Here is a 15529-nt window from a genome sequence, read left to right on the forward strand (position 1 = left end):
GTGATTTTTGGCTTAAAGTTTGTTAAAAGTATAATTAAAATCAATAAAAAAAATCGTTTTAATAATCAAACAACAGAAATTAAAAATTGTTATAGAACATGATTAATCGAAAAAAGTTTGTGGCTAAATATTTATTCGTGTTGTAAGATTAATCATAAATACTATGTGAAATAACCTATAAACATCCCTATGAAACCAATTAATGCGCTCGAAATTAAAAAGTCTTATACCAGATTTATCCTACATTTTATTTTTCTCAGTCTCTTCTCTATTTTCTGCATTTATCTTTTTTTTGCAGCATCAGACCGGGAATACACCTTGCTTGATCAAAAAGTTAAGGAAACCGAGCGATTATCCGCTCTGAGAAAAGAAATCAACACTAATTTCGACCTGATTTTACTCCGATTTAAAGAACTATCCAGATATCGAAGCTATAATGCCAATGAGTTGAGCAAACAGGCTATCCTTTTAGAAGATATTCAGAACGCCAACTACAAAATCAAAGACCTCATTGCAAAGAAGCCCGAATCTGGTTTGAGTTTTGATCTTTATGAGAAACTAAACAATAATGTAGGCGCCATGGCGAACCTGCAAGATTCTTTGTTTACCAGCAGGTACAGTATAGAAAGCTACAGAGATCAGCTTGAAAACTGTCTTAAAGCCAACCGAACCGCAGCATCAAGAATTAGAAGTGGCCGATATGGCCGTTAACGTACCGCTATGATAAAACTAAGTTTAAAAGAAAGAAGAGAACAATTTTTATTCTTTATGGCGCTGTTTCTTTTCACTGTAGGCTTACTCAGCTTCGGAATCTTTTATAGCGCCAAATCCCGCTATGAAATCTCGAAAAAAGATCTCGAAATAAAAATAGGTGAAAACCAGGCCTTTGAGGATATGGTAAAGGAAACCATGCCAACCATTGACAGTACCTATAAACAGATTGTGCGCTTTGATCCCAATGTTCAGGCTGTTTTTTTAAGGAGTGATATTCAGAACTCACTAAATTCCATCAAAGCAGCTTACGAAAGAAGGGCTTCTGATATTCGATACAAAACATTTATTCAAACTTCCCAGCTCTATGACATTCTGTTTTTTGATAAGCAGGAAATGAAAGGCAATCTCAGAGATATAGAAGGCCTGAAAAGAAATCTCGATGATTGTGTCATTTCCCGCAGACAGCTTCAACAAACCATGTCTGCAGGGCAATAAAAAATAAATCAACCTATAAAAAACGCTACCCCATGACAGATACAAACACCAAACAAGTAAATTCCAATTCTCAGGGCTATGTTATTTTGTACATCCTTTTAGCCGTACTACTCCTTACCGGACTAATTTTCTTATTTAAGAGTTCCTTATTCGAAAAAAGAGCCATTGATGCCCGGATTCTTAAAGATGAGATTTACCTTAATGAAGATTTAGTTTTCACAGACAATACCAGCAAGGCATCTAAATGGCTTTGGGAATTCGGAAACGGCGAAAAAGCTACCACACAAAACGGCTCTTATCATTACAATAAACCAGGGTCATACATTGTCCGTTTAACCGTAGATGGAGAGTTGAAGGAACAATTTCCTGTGAATGTAAGAGATACCATTAAAACTGTAATAGACAGTGTGCTAACCATCAGTGGCCCAACTGCAGGCGTAGTAAATGAAGAAGTGCGCTTAGAAGGCGATGGTGAAGGGAAAAATTTCGAATGGTCATTCGGCGAAACCGGCAGAGTTGATGTTAAGGGAAAAACAGCTCTCTACACCTATAGGGCACCTGGTAAATATATTGTTCGCCTGAGAACTGATAAAAGTCCGCGCCCTGTTTACCACACCATTTTCATTACCGATCCGAACGCAGAAATTGTACAGGACCTGGTAGCCCCTGGGGATGGGGAACGTAAAACTATCGACGATATTCGGGCCCGTTTACAGGCAATCGCCAATGGCGCAGATTTCAACGCTAACTATTATTACCTCATTAACAAATACATGTGCAGCAACGAGAAGGTTACTGTAAACGTAGAAATGAATGGCAAGAAAAAGCAAACCGATATTTATTCCTATTGTATGGGCTTAACATTTGGCGGAGAAATTGCGATAGATGAGGCTCAGTTGACCATCAAACCTAACTCATCATGCGCGAGTTTAGTTAATATCAAACAACATTCGGCAACGGCCCAGCCGGCCCAACCAGCACAGGCGGCTACAACAGAATCGGCAACCAAACCCAATTAAGATCTACAGAATCATCCTATAAGTTAAAAGCTTAGTTACCTACCCTATGAAAAAATATTATGCACTCTCGCTTTTGTTATTAACCTTATTCTATGCGCAGGCACAATCGCCGGCATCTTTCGGAAAAAAGGTTAAGTACATGCCCAAGGCTTACGAAAAGCCCTCCGAAGCTATAAATGTAAACGAAAATACCAGCAGCAGCAGTTTACCCTGGATTGTATTCTCTGATCGGGACGACAATTACACAACCACCGCTCCGGGCGGAAGCCTCATCATGAAAAAGCTCAACTTCATGGAGCCTTTCTATGTATCGAAAGAAGAAAATGGCTATTTAAAACTGATCAAGTATAAAGCAGGTATGATCAGGGGAAGAAAAATTAACGATAAAAAAAGTGCCATCAGCTATGGCTGGATTCCTAAATCAAAACTCCTGCTCTGGCAAAGGGCTTTCTCCAACCAGAAAACAGGTTATGCCGAGAAAGCGATTGGCATTATTAATGGAAAAAATCCTTTAACCGAGCCTAAATTTTATTACGACACAACCGATTCAATCCTGGTTTACAACACACCCGAGTTAAAAGACCGCAGAACTAAAATACGCCTGCACGAAATTGCTTACATTTTTAAAAAATCGGAAGATGGCAAGAAATACCTCATTGGCGCAGATGACCAGCTGGTTGCAGACACCGCATTAAAAAGTATTTATGGCTGGGTTTCGGCAGATGCGATACATAACTGGGGCGACAGATTATATATTACTGCCACAAAACCCGGGAACTTTGATCAGGATGACACTACCACTTTGGCCTTAAAAAAAGGCCTGAGTGGTGCTGGAAATTTTGTTTTAGATCCCCTTCTGCAACGTGAAAACATCATCCTGCGCAGTACGCCTGTAATTGCCGATAATGATGGAACATATGCCATTGGCATTGCAGAAGATGTTTACAACAAAAAAGACAATAAACTCCTCACCATTAACGGCTCGGCTCTTTCTTATCAGGATTACTTAAATCTGCGCAAAAACAAGAATAAGGTTAATGTTGTATTCATTGTTGATGGGGGTAGTGCCATGACCAAATATTTTGCCGGAATGACCAATACCATTTCTTCATTTGAGCGTATTCTAAACGATTTTGGCAAAGGAACGCAAGTGAGTTACGGTGGAGTAGTTTACCGCGGCAATGGGGGTTGCTCGGTTCCGGGCATTTTTGTAAAACCCATTCAAAATGATTACCGCGAGCTGATGACTTTTCTAGGCAATCAGGCAAAAAATACCGACAAATGCAATGGCGAAATTACTGATCAGCCAATTTTTGCTTCCATAACAGCCGGGTTAAACCTGTTTAAAACCAAAAAGAATGAAACTAACCTGATCATTTTAGTGGGAAGTACAGGCAATATTGGAGGAACCAACAACTACCTTATCAATGAATTAAGTGAACAGATTGCCCTTGCAGATGCCCGGATATTAGCCTTACAGGTATATAGTGATTTCGATCAATCATTTAACAACTTCGTTATCCAATCGCGCAAATTGGTATCAGAATCTGCCATCCGCTCTGCTGAATACCGTAAAAATACCATGGTAAAAGGCGAGGGATTAAAGAATTTCCAGCCTTACAACACCAGCTTACAAGACTCAATTTCTTACTATCTGGACTACCCTGCCAATAGCTTAATACAAGGAGGCGTGGTGTTCCCAACCAAAGGTACAGTGAATTCAAATCAGAGTATGACCATTGCGCTACGCCGTTTTGTAAAACAAACGGGTATGGATATTTATACCCAGATCAGTTCTTTAGACAGTGCTTTCAGACTGACCGGAATTTCCCGTAAAAACTTATCTGCTGGTGTAGAAAGCCGTTTACCACAACCTGTTGCTGAGGATGTTGCCGACCATATGCCTCATAATGCTTTTAAGTATTATACAACTGCGAATCTGGCTGGCGATGTGGTTAAAAATAACCGCAATGCTCTGCAATATGCAATTGTGCTGAACAATATGGAATACAAACAAATTGTTGATGTATTCTCTATCATGTTGGGAGAAAACCTACAGCAAGACCAGTCCTCCTTCAGAAGTAAGCTGGTTAAAAACTATACCAAAATGCCTAAGCAGCTTCTCGGTTTAAATGTCTCATCTGGGGAGGTAAAATCGATGACACTGGCCAATTACATCAAACTGGTAACCGGCCTTCCGGTTAATAATGAGATGCTTGCACAATATACCGTTGCCGACCTGAAAAACACTTCAAAAATGCCATTAGAGCAATTTGAAGCTTATGTTAAGCTACTTAGCCAATCGGTGCAACAAATTAAACGCGCAACACAGATTGAGCAGCAATTCTTATCGAACGGAAAGACTTATTACTACATCACTGAAAATAATTTTAACCAGGCGGCAACGTCTAAAACCAATTAAGGATTATGGCGATTACAAATCTAAGCGAATCGGTAAAAACCGCAATCCACATTGCCCAGTCGCTGGCCAAAGAATACCGGAATGCTACTTTTACTGCTGCTCACTTACTAAAGGGTCTGATGCATAAAGAAGTGGGCCTGCGGGCCTTTCTAACTTCCATTGGAAAAGATGAGGAATACATTAGCGAATGGGCAGAAGTGCGGATAGATGAACTGGATAAATCTTCCAGCTTTAGTGATACTGTAAATGGTGCTCCGGAAATTGCCCTGATTTTAGAAGAGGCAGATCATGTGAGAATAAAATTAGGCCTCGATCTGGTTACACCGGTTTGTGTATTAACTGCCCTGGCAAAGCCCGGGGTAGGTTTTCAGGCCGATCAGCTAAAGTCTTTTCCGATAAAGGAGCGTGAAATTTTAGATCTGTACGTAAAAGATGAAGAGATAAACCGCGCAGTTTCAGCTGGCCCGGCGGCGGCAAACCCCGAATCCAGGAGCACCAGTAACGCTTTATTCAAATATTGTATAGACCGCTTGCAATTGGTGCGCGAGGGCAAAACAGATCCGATTATTGGACGGGAAAAGGAAACCCGTATGATGATGGAAATCTTGTGCAGAAGAACCAAACCCAATGTGATTTTAACCGGCGATGCCGGAGTAGGTAAAACAGCCCTGATTGATGGATTTGCCTTGGATCTGGTTGACCAAAATGTGCCCGAAAGCCTCAAGGCCATCCAGCTTTTTGAATTGGATTTAGGCGCCTTAATAGCAGGTGCGTCCTATAAAGGTGAGATAGAAGACCGATTAAAAAACATCATTAAAGAGATTAAACAATTTGAAAAAGCGGTGCTTTTTATTGATGAAATCCACACGCTATTAGATAGTAAAGGACCTGTAGGCGCTGGAATAGGCAATTTGCTGAAACCCGAACTGGCAAGGGGAGAAATCACCGTAATCGGGGCTACCACTATTGACGAGTACCGAAAAATTATTGAGCCAGAACAAGCTTTTAGCCGCCGTTTTGAAGTTCTTCAGATCACCGAGCCCAATGAAGAAAGCACCATCAAAATGCTGCAAAAACTGGCCGTTAAATATGAAGAACATCACGTACTTCAGATAGATAAAGATGCCCTTACCGACTGCGTGAGATTAGCCAAAAGGTACATGAAAGACAGAAGATTGCCCGATTCGGCCTTTGATCTTCTGGATAGAACCATGGCGGCCATGAAAATGATGAATGATACTTCTGATAAGGTGATAGAGGGACTTGAAACAGAATTGGCTCAGATAAGCGCCAACCCAGCGTTATCAGAACAAGAGAAATTTGCAGATTACAAATGGCTGTATTCCCTCTTGCAAAACAAACTCAGCCCCGTGTTATTGGGCCGTTTAACCGATGAAACACAAACAGACACCTTTGAAACCGCAGAAGAATATGAAACCTATCTTCAAAGGAGCCTAACCGACTTGAAACAATTTGCCGGCGAAAAGAGCGACAGAATTACGAAGCAGGATATCGCTTCGGTAGTTTCTTACAAAACAGGTATCCCAATGGGGAAACTTCAGGCAGGTGAAAAAGAAAAGCTGCTGAATATGGAGCAGTATTTAAAGAAAAGAGTTGTAGGCCAGGATCAGGCTTTAAAAGCTGTCTCGGATGCAATTCTTGAATCGCGAAGTGGCCTCAATAAAAAAGGCCAGCCCATTGGCTCCTTTTTCTTACTTGGCCCTACCGGGACCGGAAAAACAGAGCTGGCAAAGTCCATTGCCGAATTCTTGTTCAATGATGAAAAAGCTATGATCCGCTTTGACATGTCGGAGTTTAAAGAAGAGCATAGTGCCGCTTTACTTTATGGTGCTCCTCCGGGATATGTGGGCTATGAAGAAGGTGGCCTGCTGGTGAATAAGATCAGGCAACAACCTTATTCTGTTTTACTGTTTGATGAGATTGAGAAAGCGCACCCTTCCGTGTTTGATACCTTCCTGCAAATTCTAGATGAGGGACATATGCACGATCGCCTGGGCAAAGAGGGTGATTTTAGCAACTCACTCATTTTATTTACCTCTAACATTGGTAGTGAATGGATTGCAGCACAAATAGATAAAGGCATTATCCCTGCCTCAAACCAGTTGATGGAAGTAATGGCCGGTCATTTCAGACCAGAATTTTTAGCCCGCATCTCCGAAATTGTTCCTTTTGCGCCTATTAGCCAGGAAAATGTGGTGCGCATCTTCGAAATTCAATTGAAAAGTTTAATCGAATCGCTGCATAAACAAGGAATAGCTTTTGAAATAGAAGAGGAGGCTAAAAAAATGATTGCCCTGGATGGTTTTACACCCAAATATGGTGCAAGACAACTATCGGCGGTCATCCGCAATTTACTGCGCAGGCCAATTTCAAAATATATCATCTCTGGAGCGCTTAAAAAAGGATCAACCATTAAAGTAAGTAAAGATCCCGCAGCAGATGAGCTGGCATGGGAAATCAAACACCCGGAGCAGATAGCCTTGGAACAAAATTTGAATTAAAACGTTAAGTACTATATCATTATAAAAAACTTATTAGTAAACCTTAAATCTACATACTATGTTTAATTATGAAATTGGTGGTAATGAGCGGAAGATTGATACTTCAGAAGCTTTCGCTGAGATTGCCCACAACAAAACCCTTTTTGTACAGAAATTAACCGATAACGAACCTATAAAGCCAGAAAAAGTAGAAGGCTTAAAAACCGTTAAAGAAGTTTTCGAGCACTACAAACCAAGTGTAAGAGTAGCCTTCGAAAAACAAGATGGTTCGCCGGTAAGTGAAACTTTAAACTTCCAGGACCTGGGCGATTTCGGCGTAAAAAGCATCATCAACCAAAGCCAGTACCTCAATGATGTAAACATTGAAAGAGAGATGTCTTTAAATGTGATTAAACAGTTAAAATCTAACAAAACTCTCAAAGCCACACTAGATGACGAAGAAACGAAAAGTGCATTCATCAGTGCATTAAAGAACTTTGTTGATGAACTAGAGCAAAACAAATAATTAACGACCCTAATCTCCCTCATGATGTCAAATCCTCAAGAATTACAAACAGATCAAAATAATGCTCAGGCCGGCTTTAAAAGCGCTGAACTAAAAACCATAGAGAAAACCGCATTAAAAGATAACCTGGAAAAGTTAGCGCGCGTAGGCGGTTTCGATTTATTAGAAGCTACCGTAGATGGGCTTCAAAACCTTAATCCTGAAAGAAAAGCAAGGAAGCAAATTTTCTTAACTGGTGATGAAAAGAAAAAAGAGCGCGAAGAACTCAAAAAGAAAATCCAATTGTGGATAGATGTACTTGAATCTTCTAATTCTGTAGCAGATATGGTGGAAAAAAGTACTCAAAAATTAGCCGCAGCAGAAGAAAACCTAAATAAAAATATCGCAACAGCGCTTGAAAGCACCCGTGAATTAGAGCAGGCCTACCGTTCGGTGCACTTATTTTATAAGAATACCGAATCGGATAAATTGAAAAATGTAGTGCTTTTGAATGCCTCAATGGATCAGATCAAAGACCTCGATAACCCACGATTTATCGAGTACGTAGACGATGAAATGAAACAAAACTATGATCGTTTAGATCTGCGTAAAAACTATTCGCTTATGGTTGTTCCCGGCTACATGGGATCTAACAAAGTTCTGGAACGTTGGGCCAAAATTGCACACAACAATAAAGCCATGCTGGTAACAGACTTTGCCGATTTAGACCAACCTGATGATGTTTTAGACCTGTTTACTGCAGCTAACTTTACCGGAGGTGATGCATTCCGTTCAAACGTTATCATGACCTGTAACTGGTTGGTAGGCCGTGGCAAGGTTGCAGAAGTAGGTGAAGAAGATGATTTAACTGTTCCCGGATCTGCGGCCCTGGCCGGTAAAATGTACTACACACTGATGTCGCAGGTAACTGCAGGTAAAAAACATGGTGCCATTAATGAGGTTGATGGGGTTAAGTTCGATTTAAAGAAAAGTGAAATATCGCACCTGGAACGTGTAGGTTTGGTACCTATGGTTAATGAATACGGAAAAGTGATGGCTTTCTCGGCTAAAACCCTGTTCAATGGAGATAACATCGGTTTACAAACTTATTCGGTTGTTCGTGTTTTCGACTACATTACCAAAGTACTTTTTGATTTCCTAAACAGAAGGGCGTTCGAAAACTGGACTTCAAAAACTGAACAGGATTTACGCGGGCAAATCGTTAAATTCTTAGATGGCATTCAAGGTCCTGAACGCTTGATCGAAAGATTCAAAATCATGCGTTTTGAGCGCGATGAACAACAAAAAGATAGAATTCATTTAGATATCCACATCACTCCTTACTTCCCTGCAAAAAGTTTCGTCGTAAAATTAGATGGGCACAAAGGTGAAGATGAGCATACTACATGGAATACAGAATACAACCAGCAATAAGCTTTTTTAAATCTGAAAATAAGAACCTGGCCAAAAGTGCCGGGTTTTTTTATGGCATATTGATTGGACTTAACAAATTCTTTATAATTTTGTAACGCATCGGCCAGGATCAGATTAATTATAACAAATGAAGCAAGTACTTATCCTGAATGGGGATATTGAAAAAACCGCGTCTACAGATTTCCTGATTAATGCCTACAGAAAAGGTGCAGAAAGCGCAGGTGCTGCTGTGAGAGAACTGTCTATCCCCGACCTGATCTTCAACCCCAACAAGCTATTCAACAACAGACAGATAGCAGAGCTCGAACCTGATTTACAGAAGGCTTTAGGTGCAATCAGACAGTGCAACCACATGGTACTTTTTTGCCCGGTTTACGTAGATCATATACCTGCAAAAATCAAAGGTTTTTTCGACCGCCTTTTTTTACCCGACCAAATTTTTAGTACCAAACAACCCAATATTGATAACAATTTCAGTGGCCGGTCTGCCCGGATTGTTTCCATTTTAGATGAAGCCACTTTCAAGGAGTGGAAGGCCAATAAAAAAACAACCTATTTATCCATCAAAAAACCTGTTTTCGAAAAATGCAGGGTCAACCCGGTGCTTACCAATACCATAGGCGAACTACATTCACTGGAAAATCATTACAGCCAAAAATGGCTGGCTAAGATGGAGAAGTTTGGATCACAATTAATTTAACACTGAGTATCTACATTTCCATACAACAACTGTAGCATTTTGCTACACATTGCCCTATTATTCCCCAATGTTTTAAGATGGCAATTGTAAAATAAATAATACACGAAAAAATTTCATAAAATTTAATTTTTATTCTGTCCGAAAAACTGAGTTTGGAATAATCCTACGCTGTTTTACCAGGCAAAACACAAAGGCTTAGATCGTCATTACCAGCACATTACCAAGCTTACAAAACAATAAATGGCCTGATAATTGGTTATATTTAGACAGCAGCGGAGACTGCACAATCAATTTTTTTTATAACCTTTAAATTTTAAAACTATGGCTTTCAAAGCTAGATTAAATTTTTCAGGCAAGGAGTACGATGTGCTTCATTGTGCCTATGCGTTAAACCGTGATGTAGACGCTAAAGGAAGACCCTCTTCCGGAGTTTACGGCGGAACCATCGACATTGAGATCGAATCAACCGAGGACACCTCAATTATCGAGGCGATGGTAAACAACCAGTACAAACCTATTACGGGTACCCTTCTGATCAAAAAATCTGAAGAAGATGCCAAAATGAAAGAAGTCGACTTCGAAGACGGCTACATTGTTAAATATTCCGAAGGGATTAACATTGTTGGCGATCATCCCATGACGCTCAAATTCCAGATCTCAGCGAGAAAATTAAAACTCGGAAACGCGGAACACCTGAACGACTGGCCGAAAGCTTAATTAGTTCGAAGTAGATTGTTCAACGTTTAAAGTTGGGTATTAAAGCTAAAAGCAAATGCGCGTTAGCTACATTCTTAATACTTTATACGCTGTGCCCGAAACTTCCTTTCCAAAAAACATTTCTTTCACATTAAAAAAACATTATCATGGCATTTAAAACCCGTTTAAACTTAGGATCAAAAGAATTTGATGTATTACAGTGCAACTTTTCTTTAAGCAGAGATGTTGACGCCAAAGGCCGTCCGTCATCTGGAGTATATGGTGGAACCATCCACATCGAAATCGAATCAACTGAAGATACATCAGTAATAGAATCGATGGTTAATAACCAGTACAAACCCCTTTCAGGAACCATCGTCTTCAAAAAAGGAGAAGAAGATGCAAAAATGAAAGAACTATCTTTTGAAGATGGATATATCATCCAATATAATGAAGGCATTGCGGTAAACGACAATACCCCGATGACACTGAGCTTTGTAGTATCGGCACGAAAACTTAAACTCGGCAACGCCGATCATGAAAACGATTGGCCAAAAGCATAATAATTCATAATTAAATAGAAAAGCGGCTGGCTCGTGTCAGTCGCTTTTTGGTTTGAAAAAGCATCAAACGTTAATCACCAAACCATTGGCTAAGCCAGATTTTTTAAAGTAATGCTTATGCTCAAACATCTCCACTATAACACCCATAAAATCATTAGTGGTTTAATGATCGCAAATGCATGCCCTGTAGCAGGCAAGGCATCTACCTTTAAAAAGTAGCGTCACTGATTAATTGTTTTAACTTATTCTATCCGCAACGAGCCCTAAAAATCCAGGAATTTGGAGCAATAAACCAACCCAATTTCAAAAGCAGTTTTCGGGAATTATTGTGATAAAGATTGATATATCCTATGGAAAAAAAGTTAATCACCGAAATAAATATTGAAGACAAAGCCATTACGCATTTTGCCTCCTTTACCCTTCAGCAAGAATTCAACAACCATCACTATTTCGAGCTTCGTTTCAATCACGATCAAATGGGCTTACCCGGATTAATCAGCTTAAATGACAGTCGTGATTTTGTAGGCAAAACCTTAACCGCCTCATTCGGCCATGCTGGCGATAAGCTTCAGGAATTTGCCGGTTTAGTTACTAAAGTAGAGCTGGCACAAAGCCATGGCTACCATGGTATTTTGATTGTTAGTGGCTACAGTCCTACTATTTTAATCGATCGTGGCCCTGATTTAGGCTCATACCTGGCTAAAGATCTCAACACCATTGTTAAACTGGCTACCAAAGACACGCCCGCCAACGACCTGACTATTGTAACCAATGCAGCGAGAAAATCACCTATCGATTACCTGATCCAATACCGGGAAAGCGATTTCGATTTTCTTAACCGGCTGTCCGGAGAATACCACGAGTGGTTTTTCTACGATGGTAAGCAACTCCATTTTGGTAAACCCGACGAACAGAAAGAAGTGGCACTTTTTTATGGCAGAGATGTGCATAATCTGCAATATGCCATGGAGGTTTCCCCAATTAAATACAAGCGCTTTTCGTACAATCCTAAGCAGGATGAAATGCTGCATAGCGAAAGCACCGGTAAAGCCGATGGAAATCCCGATTTGTCTCATGCCATTCAGGCCTCCAACACCATTTTCAGCAAAACTTTTAATCAACCTTCCTTAATTCGGGTAGATAACAACAGCGATATTAAAAGCCATGTAGAAAATGAAGAGAAAGCCAACATCAGCGAGTTGCTCAAAGTAAACGGCAGCGGCGATAATGCCGAACTCAGCATTGGTGGAATTGCAGAAATTACCATGAGCCTGAGACAAGAACTCGCCTTTAACACCGAAAGTTTGGGCAAGTTCCTCATCACCACGATCAATCATCATGTGGATGGAACCGGAAAATACCACAATACCTTTGAAGGTTTAGTTTCCAGCACAGAACGTTTAAAGGTAAAAAACTTTGAAAAACCTTATCCAGATATGCAGCTGGCAGATGTGATAGACAATGCCGATCCGCAGGGACAGGGCCGCATAAAGGTTAAGTTCAAATGGGAATGCCAAACCAATGATGTGACCGAATGGCTGAGGGTAATTACACCAGATGCCGGTAGCTCGGATAAAGTGAGTAAAAACAGGGGCTTTGCTTTTGTACCCGAAAAAGGAGACCAGGTGGTTATTGCTTTCGAAGAAGGTAATATTGCCCGCCCTATTGTGCTGGGCAGTGTTTATCATGGCAAAATCGGTTCCGGTGGGGGTGATACCAATAAAACCAAATCGCTCACTACCCGAAGCGGCAATACCATCATCATGGATGATAGCAATGGCAGCATCAATGTGAAAGATCCGAGTGGAAATGTGTTAACCATGCACGGTAACGGCGAGGTTACGCTCGATGCACCGAACAAATTCACCATCAACACCACCGATTTTATTGTAAATGCCAGCAATAGCATTGCCATTAATGCACAACCCGGCGAAAAAGGAGGCGGAGAAGGAACAATTGCCATTAGCGCCAAGAAAACCATTGCAGCAACTGCCGATACAGAAGGAATTACCCTGGATGCAACTACGATGGGTGTAGCCATAACCGGTAAAACGGATGTAAACATTGAAAGCACAAGCGCTGCAGCCTCATTTAAAGGCAGTACCGAAACTAAAATTGATGGTGCAGATGTAAAAATGAGCGGAACTGCTACAATAAGAATTAATTCTAATGATACTGATATAACCTAAAAAATTATGCCTGACGAATTAGAATATATTGTGGACAAGGCTGTTTGTCATTGTGATAAAGGCGCTGCCCCTAATTTTTTTAAGGGACTGGCTAATCAGAATGTTAAAATTAACGGCTGTATGGCCTGTACTAAGGCCGATAAAATTCCCCTCGCCAATATTCCCTCTTTTGGCGTTTGCAGTGTAACCGGATCTGCCTGTGCACCCGCACCGGTAGATTGGACAGATACCTACAAAGTAAAAATTAAGGGTCAGGAAACGCTGCTCTTTAAATCTACATTACCTTGTAGCATTGGCGGCAAAATTGAGTTTATGACCAGCGGCCAAATCCCTGTTAGTGAGGAAGATTTGGCAAACATGACCGATGAGCACAGCGAGGAACAAGAAGAAGATGAAGGCTGGGGCTGGTGGGATACTGCCGAACTCATACCCGTAGTAGGTAGTGTAATCGGCATTGTACGTTCTGCTGCCAAAGGCGATTGGTGGATGGCGGCCGCAAACGTTGGCTTTCTGGCCATGGATGTTGCAGGTGTAGTAAGCTTCGGTGCAACTACAGCGGCTTCTACGGCAGCAAAAGGAGGGTTAAAAGCAGGGTTAAAAGTTGCGGGTAAAGCAGCCCTGAAAAGCGCAGGCAAAGTACTCACCAAACAAGGTGCAAAAGCCCTGGCCAAAGGCTTGGCCAAACATGTTGATGATATTGCGAAAGCAACTATGAAGGTTTGCGTTTTTGCCTGTTTTCCGGCAGGGACGCCTGTGCATACGGCTTCCGGACAGAAAAATATCGAAGATATTAATGTTGGTGATGAGGTTTGGGCCTGGGACGAAGAAAGCGGCTTGGTAGAACTTAAAACAGTAACCGCCACAATGCAGCGGGAAGTTGATGCAACAGTAGAAATTACCCTTGAAGGGGAAACAATTGAGACTACAGCCGAACACCCCTTCTATACGCGGAACGGCTGGAAAGATGCTGCTGATCTTACAGAAACCGATGAGTTGCGCACTAAAGATGGAGATTGGCAGTCTATTAAAAAGCATGAATTTTCTTATGAAAAGCGTAAAGTTTTTAATTTTGAAGTAGCTGGCTGGCATACCTACTTTGTAGGAATATTGGCATGGTTAGTGCATAATGCAAGACCTTGCTTAAGCCAGATAAAACACCTTCCGGATTGGCTGGCCAGAATGTATAAAGGAAATTATTTCAATTTTATACGGGAAGGATTTTACAAAAGAATGGGAGGCTTTAATGAAGTTGTCCTGGAATCGGGAAAAAGACTTGACAGTTATATTCCCGGTAAAGAAATTGTATCAAGAAAATTTACACAATTAGCAAACGTAACAGAAGAAACGGCTAAAAAGTATATTGACGAATTGGTTTCAAAATACCCTCCGGGTACTGCTATAAAAGAAACTGCAAGAAACGCAGATGCTATTGCAAAAGGGGGAAAAGAATTGTCCGGAAACATGATACTAGAAGTGCCAAAACAGGCAGGGGAAATATCAAAAGAGGTTTTAGAGCATGCAACAGATAACTTTGTACAAATAAGAGATATTACCGGTAAAATTTTAAATCCATTTTAAATGATGAAGTTGATTAAATACCTAAACTATTGGGATGTAAACAAAAAGATAAATACAGAAAAAGCCACCGTTGGGAAATGGGACCTATGGAATGGGACTAAACTTAAAAAAAAGATTGAAAGTGGAGCGCTGAGTGCTCTGGATGTTGCAAAAGACAACCATAGTAAACATCTCGGGTATGAGTTCTGTGCATTAGAAAACGATAATGATGCATATCCTTTTTGTTATGTAACTGTTGTCCCTAAAAATAAACACATTGGTATAAATTTTCTCGATTATGCTGGCCGTAAATATCTCAGCTATCTCTTTCATGAAGTAAGAGAAGATCGAACACTCTTTCTCCAGGAAATCTGGTACTATCATTTTACTACTGAAAGTGGGGATAAGGAAGATTACAGAATCCATTTTGTATTTGATGAGGAGGGAAAAATCAATTACAGAAAATATGACGATAAGAATGAAAAGTTCGAAGATTACGAAAGCAACCGGAAATTTGATGTGACGGGTCTATACGAGTCTTACCCGAACTTTGGCGAATACGAATCATTGATACGAATTGATCGTGATTTGCCTTTAGATATTTTCCCAGACACAGGCAGTAACGATACCGATCCTGATCGTCCAAAAAATCCATGGCTATCACCAGATTGGAATAAAAATTAAAGGAGTACCAGGTATTAATCAGTTTCAGGTTAAATACTTATTGGAAGAGG

General features: G+C 40.6%; 13 protein-coding genes. All 13 read left to right on the plus strand.

Annotated elements, in window-relative coordinates:
• Positions 1-189 precede the first annotated feature (189 nt).
• A complete protein-coding gene (locus ACQY77_RS11760; RefSeq protein WP_421941951.1) occupies positions 190-711 on the plus strand; it encodes a hypothetical protein in 522 nt (173 codons plus the stop codon).
• Between the two features lie 9 nt (positions 712-720).
• The gene (gene tssO / locus ACQY77_RS11765; protein WP_421941950.1) at positions 721-1209 is read left to right on the plus strand and encodes a type VI secretion system TssO; all 489 of its coding nucleotides are present in this window, start codon (positions 721-723) and stop codon (positions 1207-1209) included.
• Between the two features lie 32 nt (positions 1210-1241).
• Positions 1242-2228, plus strand: a complete 987-nt coding sequence (locus ACQY77_RS11770) for a PKD domain-containing protein (protein ID WP_421941949.1) — start codon at positions 1242-1244, stop codon at positions 2226-2228.
• A 46-nt stretch (positions 2229-2274) separates the two neighbouring features.
• A complete protein-coding gene (gene tssR, locus ACQY77_RS11775) occupies positions 2275-4650 on the plus strand; it encodes a type VI secretion system protein TssR domain-containing protein (RefSeq protein ID WP_421941948.1) in 2376 nt (791 codons plus the stop codon).
• Positions 4651-4655: 5 nt separating this feature from the next.
• Positions 4656-7172 (plus strand): ATP-dependent Clp protease ATP-binding subunit, encoded by a 2517-nt coding sequence (locus ACQY77_RS11780; RefSeq protein ID WP_421941947.1) that lies wholly within the window; start codon positions 4656-4658, stop codon positions 7170-7172.
• Positions 7173-7230: 58 nt separating this feature from the next.
• Positions 7231-7677: a hypothetical protein gene (locus ACQY77_RS11785; RefSeq protein ID WP_421941946.1), complete on the plus strand. Its 447-nt coding sequence runs from the start codon at positions 7231-7233 to the stop codon at positions 7675-7677.
• Positions 7678-7698: 21 nt separating this feature from the next.
• Complete coding sequence (locus ACQY77_RS11790) at positions 7699-9090, plus strand: DUF5458 family protein (protein ID WP_421941945.1); 1392 nt, start codon at positions 7699-7701, stop codon at positions 9088-9090.
• 127 nt (positions 9091-9217) lie between these two features.
• Entirely contained in the window at positions 9218-9790 is a 573-nt protein-coding gene (locus ACQY77_RS11795; RefSeq protein WP_421941944.1) for an NAD(P)H-dependent oxidoreductase, read from the plus strand.
• 321 nt (positions 9791-10111) lie between these two features.
• Positions 10112-10507: a type VI secretion system tube protein TssD gene (tssD, locus tag ACQY77_RS11800; protein ID WP_029288480.1), complete on the plus strand. Its 396-nt coding sequence runs from the start codon at positions 10112-10114 to the stop codon at positions 10505-10507.
• A 146-nt stretch (positions 10508-10653) separates the two neighbouring features.
• Positions 10654-11049: a type VI secretion system tube protein TssD gene (gene tssD / locus ACQY77_RS11805; protein ID WP_421941943.1), complete on the plus strand. Its 396-nt coding sequence runs from the start codon at positions 10654-10656 to the stop codon at positions 11047-11049.
• A 350-nt stretch (positions 11050-11399) separates the two neighbouring features.
• A complete protein-coding gene (locus tag ACQY77_RS11810) occupies positions 11400-13238 on the plus strand; it encodes a type VI secretion system Vgr family protein (protein ID WP_421941942.1) in 1839 nt (612 codons plus the stop codon).
• Between the two features lie 6 nt (positions 13239-13244).
• Complete coding sequence (locus ACQY77_RS11815) at positions 13245-14816, plus strand: polymorphic toxin-type HINT domain-containing protein (protein WP_421941941.1); 1572 nt, start codon at positions 13245-13247, stop codon at positions 14814-14816.
• Positions 14817-15479: a hypothetical protein gene (locus tag ACQY77_RS11820; RefSeq protein WP_421941940.1), complete on the plus strand. Its 663-nt coding sequence runs from the start codon at positions 14817-14819 to the stop codon at positions 15477-15479. It abuts the gene before it with no gap.
• Positions 15480-15529: the final 50 nt, after the last annotated feature.

Source organism: Pedobacter sp., assembly GCF_965279535.1.
Taxonomy (GTDB): Bacteria; Bacteroidota; Bacteroidia; order Sphingobacteriales; family Sphingobacteriaceae; genus Pedobacter.